The sequence below is a fragment of the Salinisphaera hydrothermalis C41B8 genome (assembly GCF_000732535.1).
Classification (GTDB): Bacteria; Pseudomonadota; Gammaproteobacteria; order Nevskiales; family Salinisphaeraceae; genus Salinisphaera; species Salinisphaera hydrothermalis.
In genome coordinates this window covers 1-17108 of sequence record NZ_APNK01000016.1, presented here as the reverse complement: position 1 = coordinate 17108, position 17108 = coordinate 1, and the positions used below count along the sequence as shown (strand labels likewise).

At 66.2% G+C, this 17108-nt stretch carries 18 protein-coding genes and 1 tRNA gene; 12 read left to right on the top strand and 7 right to left on the bottom strand.

What is annotated here, in order from left to right:
- Positions 1-308: 308 nt before the first annotated feature.
- Complete coding sequence (locus C41B8_RS19630) at positions 309-641, top strand: hypothetical protein (RefSeq protein WP_156962513.1); 333 nt, start codon at positions 309-311, stop codon at positions 639-641.
- 25 nt (positions 642-666) lie between these two features.
- On the opposite strand, the gene C41B8_RS11235 is transcribed toward C41B8_RS19630, so the two are convergent.
- On the bottom strand, positions 667-1434 hold the full coding sequence (locus tag C41B8_RS11235; RefSeq protein ID WP_037338021.1) for an SDR family NAD(P)-dependent oxidoreductase: 768 nt from the start codon (positions 1432-1434) through the stop codon (positions 667-669).
- 81 nt (positions 1435-1515) lie between these two features.
- On the bottom strand, positions 1516-2433 hold the full coding sequence (locus C41B8_RS11230; RefSeq protein ID WP_037338017.1) for a LysR family transcriptional regulator: 918 nt from the start codon (positions 2431-2433) through the stop codon (positions 1516-1518).
- Positions 2434-2597: 164 nt separating this feature from the next.
- Here C41B8_RS11230 and C41B8_RS11225 point away from each other — a divergent pair, with 164 nt between their 5' ends.
- The 3 genes from C41B8_RS11225 to C41B8_RS11215 all read left to right on the top strand — a co-directional run bounded on the left by C41B8_RS11225 (position 2598) and on the right by C41B8_RS11215 (position 5975).
- On the top strand, positions 2598-3131 hold the full coding sequence (locus tag C41B8_RS11225) for a GNAT family N-acetyltransferase (RefSeq protein ID WP_051883421.1): 534 nt from the start codon (positions 2598-2600) through the stop codon (positions 3129-3131).
- On the top strand, positions 3128-4351 hold the full coding sequence (locus tag C41B8_RS11220) for a CynX/NimT family MFS transporter (RefSeq protein ID WP_415752834.1): 1224 nt from the start codon (positions 3128-3130) through the stop codon (positions 4349-4351). Before C41B8_RS11225 ends, C41B8_RS11220 begins: the two co-directional genes overlap by 4 nt.
- A 340-nt stretch (positions 4352-4691) precedes the next feature.
- Positions 4692-5975 carry a lipase family protein gene (locus C41B8_RS11215; RefSeq protein WP_037338011.1) on the top strand — a complete coding sequence of 428 codons (1284 nt, stop codon included), beginning with the start codon at positions 4692-4694 and terminating at the stop codon, positions 5973-5975.
- Positions 5976-5990: 15 nt separating this feature from the next.
- On the opposite strand, the gene C41B8_RS11210 is transcribed toward C41B8_RS11215, so the two are convergent.
- The 3 genes from C41B8_RS11210 to C41B8_RS11200 all read right to left on the bottom strand — a co-directional run bounded on the left by C41B8_RS11210 (position 5991) and on the right by C41B8_RS11200 (position 9235).
- Entirely contained in the window at positions 5991-6779 is a 789-nt protein-coding gene (locus C41B8_RS11210; RefSeq protein ID WP_051883420.1) for a metallophosphoesterase, read from the bottom strand.
- Between the two features lie 1103 nt (positions 6780-7882).
- The gene (locus C41B8_RS11205; RefSeq protein WP_037338008.1) at positions 7883-8617 is read right to left on the bottom strand and encodes an SDR family oxidoreductase; all 735 of its coding nucleotides are present in this window, start codon (positions 8615-8617) and stop codon (positions 7883-7885) included.
- An 81-nt stretch (positions 8618-8698) separates the two neighbouring features.
- The gene (locus tag C41B8_RS11200) at positions 8699-9235 is read right to left on the bottom strand and encodes an asparaginase domain-containing protein (protein ID WP_037338005.1); all 537 of its coding nucleotides are present in this window, start codon (positions 9233-9235) and stop codon (positions 8699-8701) included.
- 203 nt (positions 9236-9438) lie between these two features.
- Here C41B8_RS11200 and C41B8_RS11195 point away from each other — a divergent pair, with 203 nt between their 5' ends.
- Entirely contained in the window at positions 9439-10515 is a 1077-nt protein-coding gene (locus tag C41B8_RS11195; protein ID WP_037338001.1) for a hypothetical protein, read from the top strand.
- 12 nt (positions 10516-10527) lie between these two features.
- Here the strand turns inward: C41B8_RS11195 and C41B8_RS11190 are convergent, their stop codons facing one another.
- Together C41B8_RS11190 and C41B8_RS11185 are read right to left on the bottom strand one after the other, a co-directional pair.
- Complete coding sequence (locus tag C41B8_RS11190; protein ID WP_037337997.1) at positions 10528-12153, bottom strand: dihydroxyacetone kinase subunit DhaK; 1626 nt, start codon at positions 12151-12153, stop codon at positions 10528-10530.
- Between the two features lie 132 nt (positions 12154-12285).
- Positions 12286-13152, bottom strand: coding sequence for an EamA/DMT transporter family protein (locus C41B8_RS11185; RefSeq protein WP_037337994.1), 867 nt, complete (start codon positions 13150-13152; stop codon positions 12286-12288).
- On the opposite strand from C41B8_RS11185, the gene C41B8_RS11180 reads away from it, so the two are divergent.
- From C41B8_RS11180 to C41B8_RS11150, 7 genes are all read left to right on the top strand, one after another.
- Complete coding sequence (locus tag C41B8_RS11180; protein ID WP_051883419.1) at positions 13151-13642, top strand: DUF6314 family protein; 492 nt, start codon at positions 13151-13153, stop codon at positions 13640-13642. The genes C41B8_RS11185 and C41B8_RS11180 overlap by 2 nt on opposite strands.
- Positions 13643-13665: 23 nt before the next feature.
- Positions 13666-14025: a DUF427 domain-containing protein gene (locus tag C41B8_RS11175; protein WP_051883418.1), complete on the top strand. Its 360-nt coding sequence runs from the start codon at positions 13666-13668 to the stop codon at positions 14023-14025.
- A 131-nt stretch (positions 14026-14156) separates the two neighbouring features.
- Positions 14157-14765 (top strand): rhomboid family intramembrane serine protease, encoded by a 609-nt coding sequence (locus C41B8_RS11170; RefSeq protein WP_037337991.1) that lies wholly within the window; start codon positions 14157-14159, stop codon positions 14763-14765.
- Position 14766: 1 nt separating this feature from the next.
- A complete protein-coding gene (locus C41B8_RS11165; protein ID WP_037337988.1) occupies positions 14767-14979 on the top strand; it encodes a hypothetical protein in 213 nt (70 codons plus the stop codon).
- A gap of 9 nt (positions 14980-14988) precedes the next feature.
- Positions 14989-16158, top strand: a complete 1170-nt coding sequence (locus C41B8_RS11160; RefSeq protein ID WP_051883417.1) for an FAD-dependent oxidoreductase — start codon at positions 14989-14991, stop codon at positions 16156-16158.
- 14 nt (positions 16159-16172) lie between these two features.
- A tRNA-Glu gene (locus C41B8_RS11155) sits at positions 16173-16248 on the top strand.
- 180 nt (positions 16249-16428) lie between these two features.
- Positions 16429-17052, top strand: a complete 624-nt coding sequence (locus C41B8_RS11150; RefSeq protein WP_037337986.1) for a PEP-CTERM sorting domain-containing protein — start codon at positions 16429-16431, stop codon at positions 17050-17052.
- Positions 17053-17108 lie beyond the last annotated feature (56 nt).

The following is a 17108-nucleotide window of genomic DNA, read 5'->3' as shown; positions in this document are numbered from 1 at the left end:
TACCCAGGGCGCGGCCATAGCGTAGTCACGCCCGGCAAAAGCGCTGTAACGCGAGGCCGTCTCCCAGCCGCTCGCAGCCCGAAGCCTAGGGCGTGTTGAGGTTTCGTGCGAGTCCGCGAAAATATAAGACCAAAGTCTCAAGCGATCGTCCAGGGGGCTGGCGCTGGTCTTGAATAGAGATGTATGAGTCATCGCGCTCACAGCGCCGTAACCATTCGTCAGAAGTCGACTTTTCACTTCGCAAACATACGTATATCCTCGCCGAGTTATTGTCGAACTCTGGCTTCATCTCTCGCGAGACCCGATCGATGCGTCGCACCCTACTGCTGGCTCCGATTTTTTTCTGTGCCGTACTGACGGCCTGCCAGTCGGATAGTTCGATCTCGTCTTCCTCGCCGGAAATCTCGCCGTGCAATCGTCTGCGCGACGTCGATCTGCCGGCCCAGCGCTTCGATGTGACCGCCCAGGCCCTGGCCCATGCCAGCGGCTGCTTCATCAAGACCGATCTGGCCGATACCGGCTCGATCCAGGTCGCCGCCGTGTCCGGTCATCTGTCGATCGCCGCTGCCCTGTCCCGCGCCCTGGCGCCGACCAAGCTGCAGGTGGTTCAAAACGGCGACACGCTGATCGTCCACTCCTGAAGCGTTGACGGGCCGGCGCGGGCGCTCACAGCGACGACTGGCGATGGCCGCCATCCACCGCAATCGTGGTGCCGGTGATATAACGCCCGGCATCGGACACCAGCAGCCATAAGGCGCCATCCAGATCTTCCGGCGCCCCCAGACGTTTCTGCGGAATCCGCCGGATCATGCGCTGGCCGGCTTCGGTCTCGAAAAACGCCCGATTCATCTCGGTATCGATATAGCCCGGTGCCAGCGCATTCACGCGAATATCGTGCGCCGCCCATTCCAGCGCCAGAGCGCGGGTCAGATGTTCCAACCCGGCCTTGGAGGCGGCATAGGCGGATAGCGACCCGGCCACGCGCTGGCCGAGGATCGAACCCACGTTCACGATCGCGCCCGGCCGTCCGGCATCCGCCAGACGCTGGGCCGCGATCTGCGCCACGCGCCAACAGCCGCTGAGATTGGTCTCGATCGTGGCCTGCCAGTCCTGTTCGGACAGCGTCAGCGCCGAATCCGGCCGTGCCACGCCGGCGTTGCACACGACGATATCGGGGATGCGTCCGACCGCGGCCAGTTCATCGAAAACCGGCGTCACCGACGCTCGATCGGTAACGTCCATCGGCAACACCCGGAACTTGCCCTGCTCGGCGTCGACGGCGGCGGCTGTCGCTTCGAGCGGCTCGCGGCGCCGCCCGCAGAGCACGACCTCGGCCCCGGCCATCGCCAGCGCGACGGCAAAGCGCCGGCCGAGCCCGCTGCCGGCGCCGGTCACCAGCGCCACACGATCATCCAGTCGAAAACGTTCCAGCACAGCCTGCTCTCGCGCGCTTGAATCAGACCTCGAAGGTGGCGCGTTGCACGGCGCTCGTGCAAGCCGCTGTCATGACGCCCCTCAACCGATGGTGTCACGGGCGATACGCACAATGCGTTCGCGCAGCCAGCGATGGGCCGGATCGTGATGATCGAGCGCGCCCCAGGCGATGCCGATCTGAAAGGTCGGCAGTTCGACCGGCGGCTCGAGCACGGCCAGGCCGAGATGACGCGCCTGATAGCGCGCGATGCGCGCCGGCAGGGTCGCGATCATATGGCTCTCGGCCACCAGCTGGCGGGGCAACTGGTAATGACGGGTAAGCACGCTGATTTCGCGCGACAGGCCGCGATCGGCCAGTACCTCGTCCAGGCGCGACAAACCCACGCCGGTCTGAGTGATCAGAATATGCCGCTGGGCCAGAAACGCCTCCAGCGTCAGCTCACCGCCGGCTTCGGCCAGCGCGGGATGATCGCTACGGATAAGACAGGCAAGCCGATCTTCCCACAGCCGCTGGTGATGGAAATTGGCCGGCAGCTGGCCGAACTGATTGACCAGAAAATCCGCCTCGCCGCGCTCGATCTGGCCGATCGCATCACCCGAGGCCGACAGGATGTTGAGCGCGATGCCGGGCGCCTCGGTTTCCAGCACGGCCACGACATGCGGCATGAGCACCGACGCGGCATAGTCGGTGATCAGGATGGTGAACAGGCGCTCGGCCGTGCTCGGCTCGAACGCCCGATTGGGCGCGATCGCGGCCTCCATCTGGGCCAGCGCGTTGCGCACCGGGCGCTGGAGCTGCTCGGCGCGCGCCGTGGGCTGCATGCCGCCGGCGGTACGCACCAGAATCGGATCGCCGAGCAGCTTGCGCAGACGCTTGAGCGCGTTGCTCATCGCCGGCTGGGTGATGTTCATCGCCTCCGCCGCCCGCGTGACGCTGCGTTCGCGCAGCAACGCATCCAGCATCACCAAAAGATTGAGGTCGACGTCGCGAATATTCATGGCATGAATATAACGGGCGCCGGCACGCCCGTGCCATGTCCGCGCCCGTACGCTCTGGCATATTGGATCGGGCCATCGATCATGCCGACACTCATGCGCCACGCCCCGTTCGTTATCCCTGCCCTGCCCCATTGCAACGGGCTTCCGGCTTATCGAGGTCGGGCATGAGTCGCGCATCAGCGGTCGGCGAGCTCGTCATCGAAGCGGCCGATCTCGACGCGCCCGATATCCGCGCGCTGGTCGCCGAGCACTGGCAGGCCATGGCCGATGCCTCGCCCGGCGAGAGCATGCACGGGCTGGATATCGCCGCACTGCGCGACCCGGCGATTCGGGTACGCAGCGCTCGCATCAACGGCGAACTCGCCGGCATCGCTGCGCTGGCCGATCTCGGCGCGGGCCATGCGGAACTGAAATCCATGCGCACGGCCTGCGGCTACGGCCGTCGCGGCGTGGCCGGCCGGCTGCTGGACAGGCTGCTCGCCGAGGCGCGCGCGGCGGGCTTTGCGCGCGTGAGCCTGGAAACCGGGACCGAGTCTTACTACGACGCCGCGCGTGCTTTCTATCGACGTCACGGCTTCATCGAATGCGCGCCGTTCGCCGACTACCAGCCGGACCCCGCCAGCATATTCATGACCCGTGCATTGCACGACGACGGGGCGCCGAATGAGTGCAATCAGCAACCATCCGCCGCAGAATAACGCGCTTCGCTTTATTCACTCCGGCTCTCATGACCGATTCGCGCGCGGCCTCCGGGCCGGCAACTCGACGGCTGCTGACCCTGGCTGGCCTGTTGCTGGTGGCGTTAAACCTGCGGCCGGCCCTGACCAGCGTCTCGCCGGTGCTCACCCGTATCGGTCACGATCTGGGGCTGGCCTCGGCTGGCCAGGGTGTGCTGACCACGCTGCCCGTGCTCTGCCTCGGGCTCGCCGCGCCCCTGGCGCCGCGGCTGGCACGTCGAATCGGGCCCGAGCGCGCCGTACTCGCGGTGCTGATCGTGCTCGCATTCGCGCTGATCGTACGCCCGTATACCGCCACCGCCGGCCTGTTTCTGGGGACCGCGGTCGCCGGCGGCGCGATCGGCGTGATGGGCGTGCTGTTGCCCGGGCTGGTCAAACGCGATTTCCCGAACAGCATCGGCCTGATGACCGGGCTGTATACGATGGCACTCAATCTTGGCGCTTCACTGGCGGCCGGCGCCACCGAACCGCTGCGACTCGCGTTCGGCGACGACTGGCGCGCCGCGCTCGCCTTCTGGCTCGCGCCGGCCGTGATCGCGGCGGTCGCCTGGATCGCCCAGATGCATGCCGTGGCCAAGCCGAGAACCGGCACCGGCGGGCCGAAGCGGCTGTATCGCGATCCGCTCGCCTGGCAGGTCACCGCCTTCATGGGCCTGCAAAGCTCGCTGGCCTATATCGTATTCGGCTGGCTGCCCACCATTCTCGCTGATCGCGGCATGGCGCCGGTGACCGCGGGGCTGGCGTTGTCGATCTCGATTCTGGTGCAGGTCGCGAGTGCCCTCGTCGCGCCGGCCATCGGTGCGCGGATGCGCGATCAGCGGGCGGTATTGTGCGTCGTGCTCGCCACCACGCTGGCCGGGCTGGCGGGCTGTCTGTATGCGCCGATCGCGAGCATCTGGCTGTGGATCGTGGTGCTCGGGCTCGGTCAGGGCGGCAGTTTCAGCATGGCGCTTACCCTGCTCGCCCTGCGCGCACCGGATGCCGAGACGGCCTCGGAACTGTCGGGCATGGCCCAGGGCGTGGGTTATGTGACGGCCGCGTTCGGCCCGCTCGCCGTCGGCCTCATCCATCAGTTCTTCGGCAGCTGGTCGGCGATCGGCGGGCTGCTGGGCGTAATCGGCCTGGCTGCCATGGCCGCCGCGCTCGGCGCCGGCCGTGATCGTCAGGTCGTCGCATCTTAGGGCGTGTTGAGGTTTCGTGCGAGTGCCGCGTTGGCGTCCGCAAATCGTGACCGGCAAGGCGCGAGTCGCCGCGTCGTGGCGTGCCACGACCCAGACTTGCAACGCTGCCGGGCGCCCCTGGTTAATTTTTTATGGGCGGCCCAACCCGAAGGGACAAGCGCCCATGAATTCACGACACGACGGCAATCCAGCGTTGTTGCTCTCTCGCGTAGGCCCGCTACGCCACGTTCGCTACGCCTCGTCTTGCCGCAAAACAGCGCTTGGCGCGGACTCGCACCAAACCTCAACACGCCCTAGAACCAGTCTCCGCCGCGCCGTCATTACGAGCGGCGCGACGGCGTTGCTGGCCGGCTGTATCCACAGCCCGCTGCCCGGCACCACACCAACCGCGCCTGGCCCGGCGCCCGTCGGCGCGATCGCTTATCCGGAACCGGGGCCGCCCTATCCGGCCAGCACCAACGATCCGTTCTATCGCCAGCCGGCACCTGCTCGGCTGGCCGGCATGGCGCCGGGCAGGATTATCCGTTATCGCCCGATTTCGCCGCGCGCCTATCGCATTAGCCATGTCCAGGCACGCGCCTGGCAGTTCGTTTATCGCAGCACCGATACCCAAGGCGCCCCAATCGCGGACGTGGCGACACTGCTGGTGCCGCCGAAGCCGCGCCGACGTTTGCTGTCATACCAGGTCGCGTACGATGCGCTGAACCCGGTCTGCGCGCCGTCGCAGGAAATCGTGCGCGGCACGATGATCGAGCAGTGGTTCGTGTCAAAGGCGCTGAAACGACACTGGCCGGTCGTGCTGCCGGACTACGAGGGCCCCAAACTCGCCTTCGGTGCCGGGCGCAACGCCGGCTATGCCGTGCTGGACGCGATTCGCGCGGCGCGCGCGTTGGCCCCGCCGCAGCTCATCAACCGCCGGACGCCGGTCGCGCTGTGGGGCTATTCCGGCGGCGCCTTCGCCAGCCTCTGGGCCGGCGAGCTGGCCGGCAACTATGCGCCCCGGCTGCCGATTATCGGCATTGCCGCCGGCGCACCGCCGGCCAATCTTCTCGCCAGCGCCCGTCATATCGACGGCGGCGCTTTTGCCGGCATCTATTTCGAAGCCGCGCTCGGGCTCGCCCGCGCCTATCCGCAGATCGATCTCGACCGACGGCTCAACGAACGCGGCCGGGCGATGAAGCACAAGCTCGCGCGCAGTTGTCTGGCCCAGGAACTCGCCGGGGTACGCGATCCGTTGTTCTCCGGCTACAGCTTCACCCGGATGAAGCGCTACGTGACGGTGGATAATCTATTGTCGATGCCGACGGTGGCGACCGTTGCCCGCGCCAATCGGCTCGGCGGGCATGGCCTGCCCGCGCCGCTGTATTACTACGCCGCCTGGTTCGACCAACTCACGCCGCGCGACGAGGCCGGCGCGCTGGCACGCCGCTATTGCGACCGCGGCACGGTCGTGCATTTCGACTGGAAACTCGGCGATCACCTGCTCAGCGCGGTCACCGGCGCGAACGAGGCCATGGATTTTCTGGCCGCCCGTTTCGATAGCCACGAGACTCCGCGCGGCCATCGGCCGACCGACGATTGCCCCGACATTCGCCGCCGATGGCCGACCGAACCGTCGTCGTAACGAGGTTCGACGAGTTCAGCTGAGCTTGCGCCATCCCCGGCGGATATCGCGCGCATCGTCGACCGCGAACGACCACAGGCTGTCGTCGGACAAGGCCGCGATCGACAACCGTCCGCGCGGCAGGAACACGCCGGTATCCAGCCAGCGCGTATTGCTACAGGCGATCGCCGCCGGCATCGGCGTGTGGCCGAAGAACACACGGTCGATACCGCCGACGTCCACGGCGCGCCGCGACCGCTGGCCGTCGAGACGGGCTTGGATCGCGCCAGCGCGCTCACGACTCCAGATCGTGTGCTGGAGCACCGTCGACTCGTCGGCCGCATCGGCAATGGCGGCCACTGCTGTCGCCCATCGTTGCGCCGGCAGATCCGCATGCACCACGCCGACCTGACGGCCATCGGCCCGCTCCACGGCCAGCGCGTAGGGCAGCTCGGCCAGGGCCGAGCACAGGACATGCGCTTCGTACTCGTCCACCTCTTCGAACCAGCGCCCACCGTTCTGATACCAGAGCGCCCGGGCGCCGGGGGCGATCGTATCGCCGCCCACGGTATCGAGCATCATCTGTTCGTGGTTGCCGCGCGCGGCAACAAACCAGGGCTGGCCGAGAAAATCCGCAGCGCGATGACTCTCCGGCCCGCGATCGATGAGATCGCCGACCGACAACAGCCGGTCTCGATGCACGTCGAAACCGATATGCGACAGCGCGGCTTCCAGCACCGAGAAATGGCCGTGGATGTCGCCCACGACGTAGTCCTCGCCGCGCGTATTCGGCGACAGGCGTTGGATGCGTTCAACCTTCGGCATGTCAAGAGCATCCCATAAGCGTCCGGGGACCGTCGAAAAAGAATCTTGCCCCGTCGCCGCGCGATCGCTTTATTCGTTCCGCAAGGCGTTGATGCGGATTTTAGGGGGCGGCTTGGTTCGTTAGCGTCTGATGCATTCCGTCCGTCAGAGAACGCCCAAAAGCCGCCCATGGCGGCCCGGGTTCGCGATATCCCCGGTTCCGGGGCGCCGCGCGGCCTTTTGCCTCGTTCATGAAGGCATTGATCCGCAGATTTCACAGATTGCACAGATTGATTGGCGGACTCGATGTACGACGTGCGCGGTTGGCAGGCGCCGCACGACTGCTCTCTTTGTTCCTTAAGGCAATTCGTCCGCAGATCGACACAGATGCACACAGATCGCGGTTGACGCTGGAGACCCTGCTTTGATCGTGGCGCGAATGGTCTTTGCGGCTTCGTTCCCGAGCACCGCCGTCGAGTCGGGCGTGCCGGTGAACTCCGCCTTCGTTTAGCGCCTCGAATCCGCCATGCCGCGAAAGCCAAACCGCATCTGCGTGAATCGGCGTCGATCTGCGGACAGTTTCTTCGGCCGAACGAGGCTCGAAAAACACAACGGCGCACAGCCTCGGCCAGGTCGAATGCAGATCCGCCATTAGCGTAATTGGCGTTGATTGGCGGACTCGATTGACGACGTCAGCGGTTTGGAGTCGCCGCACGACTGCTCTCTTCGTTCCGTAAGGCCGCGATCCGCAGATCGACAGCGATGCACACAGATCGGGGTTGATCGTTGGAGACGCTGCTTCGATCGTGGCGCGAATGGTCTTTGCCGCTTTGTTCCCGAGCACCGCCTTCGCGTTAGGCGCGAAAGTGAACTCCGCCTTCGTTTAGCGCCTCGAATCCACTATGCCGCGAAAGCCAGACCGCATCTGCGTGAATCGGCGTCGATCTGCGGACAGTCTTCTTCCACAAACGGAGCCCGAGATTAACGGCGCCTGGCGTCAGGCGTAGGTCGGCTCGGGCCGCGAGCGGGCCTCGCCGCTCCTCTCGGCGTGCCGTGGATGACGGATAACGCTGGGCGCATCCGGCATCCATGACTCCTCCATCTTCAGTTTTCGAAAGGCGCGCTTACGGCGAAACTTGCTTGGTCGGCATCACCAAAATTTCCTGGGCATTGACGTGGCCCGGCTGGGCGAACGCGTAGACCAGCGAGTTGGCGATGTCTTCCGCGGTCAGCGCCTCGACCTTGTCGCGACGTTCCTTCATCGCGTCTTCGGTGACATTGAAGCCCCAGTTGGTATAGACCGCACCGGGCTCGATCAGCGATACGCGAATGCCATCGCCGCCGAGTTCCTTACGCAGCGTGTCGTGGAAACCCACTACGGCGAACTTGGTCGCGCAATAGACCGACCAGCCGGGCACGCCGTAGCGGCCGCCGACGCTGGAAACAGTCGAGATCATCGGCGCCTCGCGCCCCTTCATGAGCGGGATCGCGGCGTGGGTGCAGTTGAGCACGCCATACAGGTTGGCGTCGATCTGCTTCTTCCATTCCTCCGGCTTGGACTCGGCGAACGGGTCGTTGTAGCCAACGCCGGCGTTGTTGAACATGAGGTCGACGGCGCCGTAATCGGCGTTGACGCGTTCGAACAGCGCCCGCACAGCGTCGGCATCGCCGACGTCGGTGGGCATGGCCCGAGCCTTGTCGCCCAATTCAGCCGCCAGTTTTTCGATCTTGTCGGCGCTGCGCGCGACGAGAATCACCTGCGCGCCTTCGGCGACGAGCGCCCGCGCGGTGGCTTCGCCGATGCCGCTCGAGGCGCCCGTGATCACACAGATGTTGTCGGTCAGATCGCGATATTGCATGACAGAACTCCAGTTGCCGGGCCGCTACCGCATGGCCCATAAAGCATTGACAACAAGAACCTTGCGCACGATCCGCCGTTTTCAAGTCGCGGATTCGATCAACGTCAGTCGTTCGTAGTCTTTGACGATACGGCCCGCCGGAATCACCCGGCCATGAAACGCGGCATAGACGCCAGGCGTCAGCAACCGGGCGGCCATGAGCGCCTGGGCGACGTTCTGCGCGGCGTCGCTGTCGGCCACGCGATACGGTCGCATGGCGCCGGTCAGCACGATCGGCAGGCGCGGCGTATCCAGAGCGGTGGCGAGTGCTTGGGCCGTCTGTGCCAGCGTATCGGTGCCGTGGGTGATCACGACGGCATCGACGTCGCTCGCGGCCAGGGCCGCCCGGGCAGCCGTCACCACCTCGGCGCGCTCGGCTTCGCCCATGTCCAGCGAATCGATCGACATCACGCGCCGAACGTCGACCTGAACATCGGGCTGGTCCAGTGTCGCCAATAGCGTGTCGATCACGGGTACATCCAGCGTCAGTGCGCCAGCCGAGGCGTCGTAGCTTTTCTCGATGGTGCCACCGGTGGCCAGCAACATAATACGAAACGGTGAGCGCGATGAAATATCCATGGCGATATTCGGACTGGGGTAAACCCTCAGTTTACCGTCAACATTCGCCTGTTCCGTACCGCGGCATGCCACACTATGCGCTTTGGGCGTACCGTGCCCCGTGGGCGGCGGTGCGCGCATCGGGTGGCGGGGTGTGGAACCCGGTGAGTACGACATGACGCGCGGCCCTGGCCGCTGCTTCGAATCGTCCGGGGGCACATCACTTGGCACCGATCTCCAATCCGTCCGTCAGCCGCTTCGAACGCGGCGTATGGTGGGCCGCCGCCCTGTTCGTGTCGTTGTTCTGTACGGCGATTCAGCTATCCATCACAGCGCCTTACCATCTCACCAGCTTTGCGCGCATGGCGCATTTCACGGCGGTGGAACCGTTCCAGCATCGCGTATTGATCCCGGCGTTGGCCGCAGCGATCGAACATCTCGCCCCGCTCGGCCACCACATCGTGTTCGGCCTGCTGGAAGTGGTGACGTGGCTGATTTTGATCGCGCTGGCCTATCGCGCGGTCGAGCGTTTTGGCATCGCCGAGAACGAGGCCCTCAAACGGCTGCTTGCGTTGACCCTCGTGCTGCCGCTGGCGATCGTTGTGTTGTTGCCGGATCTTCGGGTCTGGCCATTGCTATCGCCCGAGGCCGGTACGCTCGACTTCGGGCATTGGAGCGCACGCACGCTGTTCTACTACCCCTACGATCTGCCGGCCGCTGCGTTCACGCTCGCGCTGTTGCTGGCCGTGGCCGACTGGGGCGACCGGCCCGAGCCGCGACGCCTGATCGGTCTTGCGCTGTTGTTCGCGATCGGCACGGTCAATCGCGAAACCACTCTGTTCGTCATACCCATGGCCGCGCTCATGCTCGCAGGCCGGCTGCCGGTAGCCAGGCTGGCGCTGTTGCTGGGGCTGATGGGCGCGCTCTACGTCGCGGTGCAATGGCCGCTGCACTGGATATTCGCGGATCAGCCGAATCCGCACGCCGCGCTCGGCGATACCGATTACGAACTGCACGTCACGGAAAATCTCAAACTGCTCTCGCATCCGGTTTATCTGCTCACCGAGCCGGTACGGTTCGTCGGCGGTTGCTGGCTCGTGGTCGCCTTGTGGTGGCGTTATATCGAGCGTCGACTGCAGGCCGCCGTGCTGGGGCTGGTGGTTCCGCTCGTGCTGGTCGGGCTCGTGATCGGCCGCATCGCCGAACACCGCATCTTCATCGAGGCGGTGCCCATTCTCTGGCTCACCGGGCTGCAGGCGATTCGCGGCCGGCTGGAGGTCGATGCGGCATCGACTTCCTGACCCGGCCGGCGCTCAGCCGGCCAGTGCCTCAAACACGCGGGCCACGGCTTCCGCGCCCGGGTCCTTGATGCCCGCGAGCGCGTCGTCACGTACATAGGCCGCACGACCGGCGCCGGCGTGGCCCATGTCGGCGGTAGCGTCCGCGCCCTGGCGGGCAGCCGCGGCGGCAGCGGCCAGCGAGCCGTCGGTCAGCGCTTCGGCCGCCGGGGAAAGTGCATCGAGCATGGTGCGATCGCCCGGCCGCGCACCGCCGTAATCCTGCATGCGACCGATGCCGGCCGTGAGCGCCTCGCCCAGCGGCCGGCCATCGGCCAGTGCGGCAGCAGTGGCCGTGAACAGGATCGACAGCAGCACGCCGGACGAGCCGCCCATGTCGCGGGCGAGCACGTCGCCGATTTCCTCGGCCAGACGCGCCGGATCGCCGGTCGAGAGCCGGTCGTCGTCGAGCGCGCGGCGAATGGCCGTGGCGCCGCGATCGAACGCCGTGCCGGTATCGCCGTCGCCGGCCGAAGCATCCAGCTCGTCGAGCTCGGATCGCGCCGCCGAGAGCGCATCGGCGGCAGCGCGTATCTGCTCGCCGATACGCGCATCGCGACCACCGCCCCCCGGCTGTTTGTCGGCGCTGGGGGTGGGCGCGAAAGTCGCGGGTTCGGTGACCGAGGCGGCGCCCGGCCAGCCGACCGCCGCCGTATCGCTGGCCAGCGCGGCTTCGGTGGCGTCGTCGCAGGGCAGCAGCGTGATCGAAAAACCGTGCATGTTCATCGACGTCATCAAGGCCGCCGGCACTACGGCGATGCGCGCCCGGCCCTCGGGGAGCTGCCGCAGCACCTGATCGGTCAGTACGCCCATTTCCTGAGTCGAGCAGCCGCCGAGATTGTTGACCAGCACGGCCCAACGCGCATCGCGACCGTGCCGCGCATCGGCGGCTTTCAGCAGCGGCTCGAGCGCCATGGCAACGGCCTCGGCGGCGTCCTCGGGCGCGACTTCCGACACGCCCGGTTCGTTGTGAATGCCGAGTCCGAGTTCGGGAGACCGCGGCTCGCGCGCGGTTCCGGGCAACGTCGCGCTCGACAGCGAGAGGCCGATCGACACGAGATCTCGAGTCGTGGCTTCGGCTGCGTCGGCGACCGCATCCAGATCAGCTCCGGCGGCGGCGTGATGTCCGGCGATCTTGTGTACGAACACCGTGCCGGCCAGCCCGCGGGCACCAACATCTTCGGGCAGCGAGACGTCATCGGCCACGATCACGGTCCGAACCTTGTATCCCTCGCGCGTGGCGCGCTCCGCGGCCAGGCCGAAATTGAGCCGGTCGCCGGTGTAGTTCTTGATCACCAGCAGACAGCCCGCCGGCCCGGTGACCTCGCGGATCGCGGCCAGCACGGCCTCGACACTGGGTGAGGTGAACAGATCACCGGCGATGGCCGCCGCCAGCATGCCGCGACCGACCAGCCCGGCATGCGACGGTTCGTGCCCGGCACCGCCCCCGGAGATCACCGCCACCCGGTCGCGGTCGAAGTCCCGATCGACGATCAACCGCATGCCGGAGCCGCGTTCGCTGATGCGTACGGGCGCAATGCGTGCCAGACCCGACAGGGCGTCGTCGACCACGTCGTCAGCGGCATTAAAAAAGAATTCCATGGCGGACTCCTCGCGGTTGGGCTGAAGGCAAGCGTAGTGCCTGTCACCGCTTCGTGCGAGGACCAATTCGCCCAGGCCGAGGACAACCGTCAACGCAGCCCGCTGACTACACGCCGCGCACGATGATGCAGCTCAGCCGCGCGACCCGGCGCGCCGAGCCCAGCCCGCGTTGACGGCCAGGGCGCCGCCGATGATCGTCGCGCCGAGCGCGAGGCGGACCAGATCGGCCTGATGGTTCCAGATCAACAGATTCACGATCAGTCCGGCCGGTATCAGCGCGTTGTTCATCACCGCGAGCGTGCCGGCATCGACCCGGGTCACACCGCGATTCCAGGCGTAATAACCCACGCCCGAGGCCGCGATGCCGAGCCATAGCAACACCGCCCATTCGGTGGGCGTATCGGCGATAGCGTTGCGGTTGCCCAGCACGGCGAACGAGATCGCGGCGACCGGCCAGGCGCCGGCGAAGAACCATGCGAACTGACGATGCAGCGGCACTCCCGCGGGCAGGCGCGGCGCCAGACGGCGATACCCGACCTGGCCGATGGCGAAGCAGAGATTCGCCCCCTGCATGAGCGCGAAGCCAAGCCAGACGTTCTCACCGACCTCGGTATAACGGATGACCGCTGCCCCGGCCACGGCCAGCACGGCGACCAGCAGATAGCGCGGCGCGAAGCGGCCGACCAGCAGATCCTCGAGCAGCGTGATGTAGATCGGCGTGACGATCGAGAACAACAGCACCTCGGGCACCGAGATGAACAGAAAAGACTGGTAGAAAAACAGATACATCAGCCCGATCTGCACCGCGCCGACGGCCATCAGCCCGAGCGCGGGGCCTCGTCCGGTTGCCCGTGGCCGCAGCATCGGCGCGAAAACGAGCAGCGCCAGCGTGATCCGGGTCAACACGGCAAAATAGACGTCGACCTGGCCGGCAAGATAAACGCCGATCAGGCTGAAAGAGAACGCCCAGAGAATAGTGACGGCGACGAGATAGCTCATGACGATCGCAGCGGCAGCGGACAACGAGGGAAGCGACGCGATTATACGGGCCTGGCAATGCCTGCCCGGGCTGCGCTCGCTGTCGTTCACCGCCGAACCGGGCCCCGCGTCGCAAACGGACTGGCGCGGCCGCGGTACGGCCGGAATCCGCACGGAGCGGGCAGGCAACGATTGGCGCCTGATCGAGCGCGGCCGATTCGTGCCCGCCGGGGCCGCGCGCGGCGTGACCATGAACAACGTCTATCGCTGGCAACGTGTCGGCGACCGCCTACGGCTCTACCACGAGCGTTTCGGCACCGATGCCGCGGTGTTTCTGTTCGAACTCGTCGCCGAGAGCGCGGACCGGCTGATCTGCCAACAACCGCATCTTTGCGGCGACGACGTTTATCGCGGCACGCTGGTCCTGGCCGAGACCGGGTTCGATCTCGACTGGTCGATCACCGGACCGCGCAAGGACGAGCATCTGCATTATCGCTATCGTGGATCATGATCGACTGACGTCACGGAGCCCCCATGTCCGCACAAGACACCGAACCCCGCATCACCACGCAGGCCGTATCCGAGACCGTCAGCGTGAGCGCCGACACGCGTTTGATCGCGAATACGCGGCGCGCCGTACTGCTTAACGAACGCGGCTATCGACCAAAGCTGTATGTGCCACGCGGCGATGTCGCGGCCGGTGCGCTGATCGAGTCGGACACGCGCACGCACTGCCCCTACAAGGGCGACGCGCGCTATTTCCATGTGGTCGCCGGCGACCGAACTTATACCGATGCCGCCTGGTCCTACGACGAACCGTTGGCAGACGTGGCGACGATCGCCGGCCTGATCGCCTTCGATCATCCGGCCATTCGGGTCGACCAGCAGCGCTGACGACGTTCGGTTCGACGCGCGGGGCAACCTCGCATCGCCGCGACGCCACAGCGCGATCGCGTTCCGTCGGTTCGGCACGCGGAAACAACCCCGTATACTCGTGCCGATTTCGCCCGCCACCGGACATCAGCATGTGGGTCACCGTTCTATTGATCGCGATCACCTGCGCGGTCTCGATCACCTGTTTTTCCAATGAGCGCCTGCTCGATCGGCTGCTGCTCTGGCCGCCGGCGGTCAACCGCGGCGAATATTTCCGCCTCGTCACCAACGCGTTCGTGCATGCCGATGGCGCGCATCTAGCGTTCAACATGATCACGCTGTTCTTCTTTGGCCGTGTGATCGAGGGGTTCTTCGAGCGCTATATCGGCGCGGTGGGCTTCGTACTCTTTTATTTTGCTGCGGCCGTGGTTTCGACCGTGCCGAGCTATCTCCAGCATCGCCAAGATTCGCGCTATCGCAGCCTGGGCGCATCGGGCGCCGTTTCGGCCGTTCTGTTTGCCTTTATCCTGCTCGCGCCATGGTCGACGATCTATGTTTTCGTGGTACCGGTGCCGGCGATTCTCTACGGCGTGCTGTTCACCGCCTACGGTCTCTATGCCGGCCGGCTCGGCCACGACCACATCAACCACAGCGCGCATCTATGGGGGGCGGCCTTCGGCGTGGTCTTCACATTGATCATGGAACCGCGGTTGGGGCCACTGTTCCTGGCACAGATCACCTCGCCCGGGGCCCAGTTCTGATATGCGGGTACTCTTCTGGCTGGCCGCACTCGCCGTCGTCGTGCTGCTGGTACGCGCGCGCTGGCAACGCTGGCAGCGCCGCCGCCGGGGAGAGCCGGAGCCGGAGCAACAAGGGCCGCGCACCATCACGCTGGTCGTCATCGCTTTGTTGCTGGTCTATGGCCTGTTGATCGGCTATCGGCTGTTCGTGGGCGGTTGGAATACGCTGTACTGAATACTGAATATGGATTTGGCAAACGAAAGCCCGCGCCTCGTGCTCACCGGCGCCGGGCACGCCCACGTGGAATTATTGCGCCGGCTGGCGCTGCGGCCGGCGCTGCGGCGCGCGTTCGCGGCCATCGATCTGATCGAGCCTGAAGACACCATGGCTTATTCCGGGCTACTGCCGGCCACGGTGGCCGGGCACTACGCGCGCCACGACATGCAGATCGATGTCGCTGCACTCGCCCGGCTTGCCGCGGTGAACTGGCACCGTGGCCGGGTGACACGAATCGACGCGACGGCCCGTCGGGTCCACCTCGCCGACGGCACGCAGCAAGCTTACGACCTCTTGTCGCTCAATATCGGGACCGAGCCGCCGGTGGTCGCCGGCGACCATCAGGCGCACGTCGTGCCCGTCAAGCCGGTGGCCACGCTCTGGCGGGGGCTGGCGCGAATCGAGCATCGGCTCGAAACCGCGCGCGCGCCGTTGCGGATCGCCGTGATCGGCGGCGGCGCGGGCGGCGTGGAACTGGCCCTCGCATTAGCGTATCGCTGGCGTCGATGCCGCCCGAATCCGCGGATCGATTTGTACCATCGCGGCCCGGCACTGCTCGGCGGCGCCGAGCCAGCCGCGGCAGAAACCCTGGCGCAAGCACTGTGCGACGCCGGCATCGGGCGCCACCCCGAAGCGTCCATTACGCGCATCGCCTCCGATACGATCGCGAGCGACGACGGCCGCATCTTTCCGGCCGATGCGGTGGTGCTGGCCACCGGCGCAGCGACGGCGCCTGGGCTCGGCAGCCGCGGCCTGGTTCGAGATGCCCAGGGTTTCGTGCGCGTCGACGCTACGTTGCGCAGTGTCGAAGCGCCCGAGGTATTCGCCGCTGGCGATATCGCCAGCCTGCCGTTGCCCCGCCCAAAATCCGGCGTGTTCGCGGTACGCGCGGCCCCGGTCCTGGCCGACAACATCGAGCGCACCGCGACCGGCCGTCCGCTGCGCGCGTTCGAAGCCCAACCCAGAGCACTCGCCCTGATCGGTCTGGGCGCCCGACGCGCCGTCGCCGCCCGTGGCTGGCCGATTGCGCCGAGCGGTTATGCCGTATGGCGGCTCAAGCAGGCCATCGACCAACGCTTCATCGAGCGCTACGACGCCGGCAAAATCGCTCGCATCATGCATCGCTCGGGCGTATAATCCGCGGCCAACGCGCTCCCTTCGTCTAGCGGTCTAGGACGTCGCCCTCTCACGGCGAAAACAGGGGTTCGAGTCCCCTAGGGAGCGCCACTCCTCGTCCTCGCCGTACCGTCACCCGCCGCTCCGATATGGGGCTTTCATAGGACGACGCCTCCAGGCAACACCATCGAAGGCCGCCCGCGCCTACGTCCGGCTCGACGCGATCGCACGTCGAGCACACGACGATTGGTGCATCATATCGCCAGGGGCCAGTGGACAGTTGGGGGATTCATGATCGATCGATATCGGCGGCTCGTCCGCGCCATCGGGCCACGCCTGTTCGCCGCTGCGCTTTGCGCCGGCTTGTGTGGCCCGGCCGGCGCCACCGTGATTGCGTTCACGGGAACGCCGGATTTTATGGCGCTCTCGCCGGGCGCCAAGGCAGTCGACGGCCACAGCGTTCTCACCGGCCAGCTTCGCTTCATCGACGCTTATCGCGGCGGCGTCTTCAATGCCGCCGATGTCGCCCGGCTCGACCTCCAGATCGGTGGCCTGGATTTCACCACGAGCCTCAATGAACCGGCAGCCAGCCAAATCACGGGTCATACCTCGGACCAGGGGATGCATCTCGACGGCTTGTTCTATCAACTGACATTGCCGCTCTGGAATACTCACTGCGCCGGTTGCAGTCTGAATCTGGCGGTGTATGGAAGTCCGGGCCGCTTTGTCGCCAGCTACGAGACCGCACGCCAGGGGAGCGGCGTACTGCTCGGCCAGGTCGACAATCGTTCGCCCTCGCCGCCCGGCGGTAACACGAATATTCCGGAACCCCCGGCCTGGCTACTGTTCGGCTTCGGCCTGGCCCTGCTCGGCTGGGGCGTGCGTCGACGCCGCAGCCTACCGCCCCGGTCCTAGGTGTCCAGTCCCGCCAACAACTGGTTTGGCGGATAAAAGAATGGCTGGGGATCTCG

Excerpts from the sequence above, each read along its gene's own strand:
- C41B8_RS11200 (WP_037338005.1), bottom strand. The coding sequence starts at position 9,235 with ATGGATATTTCATCGCGCTCACCGTTTCGTATTATGTTGCTGGCCACC.
- C41B8_RS11230 (WP_037338017.1), bottom strand. The coding sequence starts at position 2,433 with ATGAATATTCGCGACGTCGACCTCAATCTTTTGGTGATGCTGGATGCG.
- C41B8_RS11180 (WP_051883419.1), top strand. The coding sequence starts at position 13,151 with ATGACGATCGCAGCGGCAGCGGACAACGAGGGAAGCGACGCGATTATA.
- C41B8_RS11210 (WP_051883420.1), bottom strand. The coding sequence starts at position 6,779 with ATGCCGAAGGTTGAACGCATCCAACGCCTGTCGCCGAATACGCGCGGC.
- C41B8_RS11150 (WP_037337986.1), top strand. The coding sequence starts at position 16,429 with ATGATCGATCGATATCGGCGGCTCGTCCGCGCCATCGGGCCACGCCTG.
- C41B8_RS11175 (WP_051883418.1), top strand. The coding sequence starts at position 13,666 with ATGTCCGCACAAGACACCGAACCCCGCATCACCACGCAGGCCGTATCC.
- C41B8_RS19630 (WP_156962513.1), top strand. The coding sequence starts at position 309 with ATGCGTCGCACCCTACTGCTGGCTCCGATTTTTTTCTGTGCCGTACTG.
- C41B8_RS11185 (WP_037337994.1), bottom strand. The coding sequence starts at position 13,152 with ATGAGCTATCTCGTCGCCGTCACTATTCTCTGGGCGTTCTCTTTCAGC.
- C41B8_RS11225 (WP_051883421.1), top strand. The coding sequence starts at position 2,598 with ATGAGTCGCGCATCAGCGGTCGGCGAGCTCGTCATCGAAGCGGCCGAT.
- C41B8_RS11165 (WP_037337988.1), top strand. The coding sequence starts at position 14,767 with ATGCGGGTACTCTTCTGGCTGGCCGCACTCGCCGTCGTCGTGCTGCTG.
- C41B8_RS11160 (WP_051883417.1), top strand. The coding sequence starts at position 14,989 with ATGGATTTGGCAAACGAAAGCCCGCGCCTCGTGCTCACCGGCGCCGGG.
- C41B8_RS11205 (WP_037338008.1), bottom strand. The coding sequence starts at position 8,617 with ATGCAATATCGCGATCTGACCGACAACATCTGTGTGATCACGGGCGCC.
- C41B8_RS11190 (WP_037337997.1), bottom strand. The coding sequence starts at position 12,153 with ATGGAATTCTTTTTTAATGCCGCTGACGACGTGGTCGACGACGCCCTG.
- C41B8_RS11170 (WP_037337991.1), top strand. The coding sequence starts at position 14,157 with ATGTGGGTCACCGTTCTATTGATCGCGATCACCTGCGCGGTCTCGATC.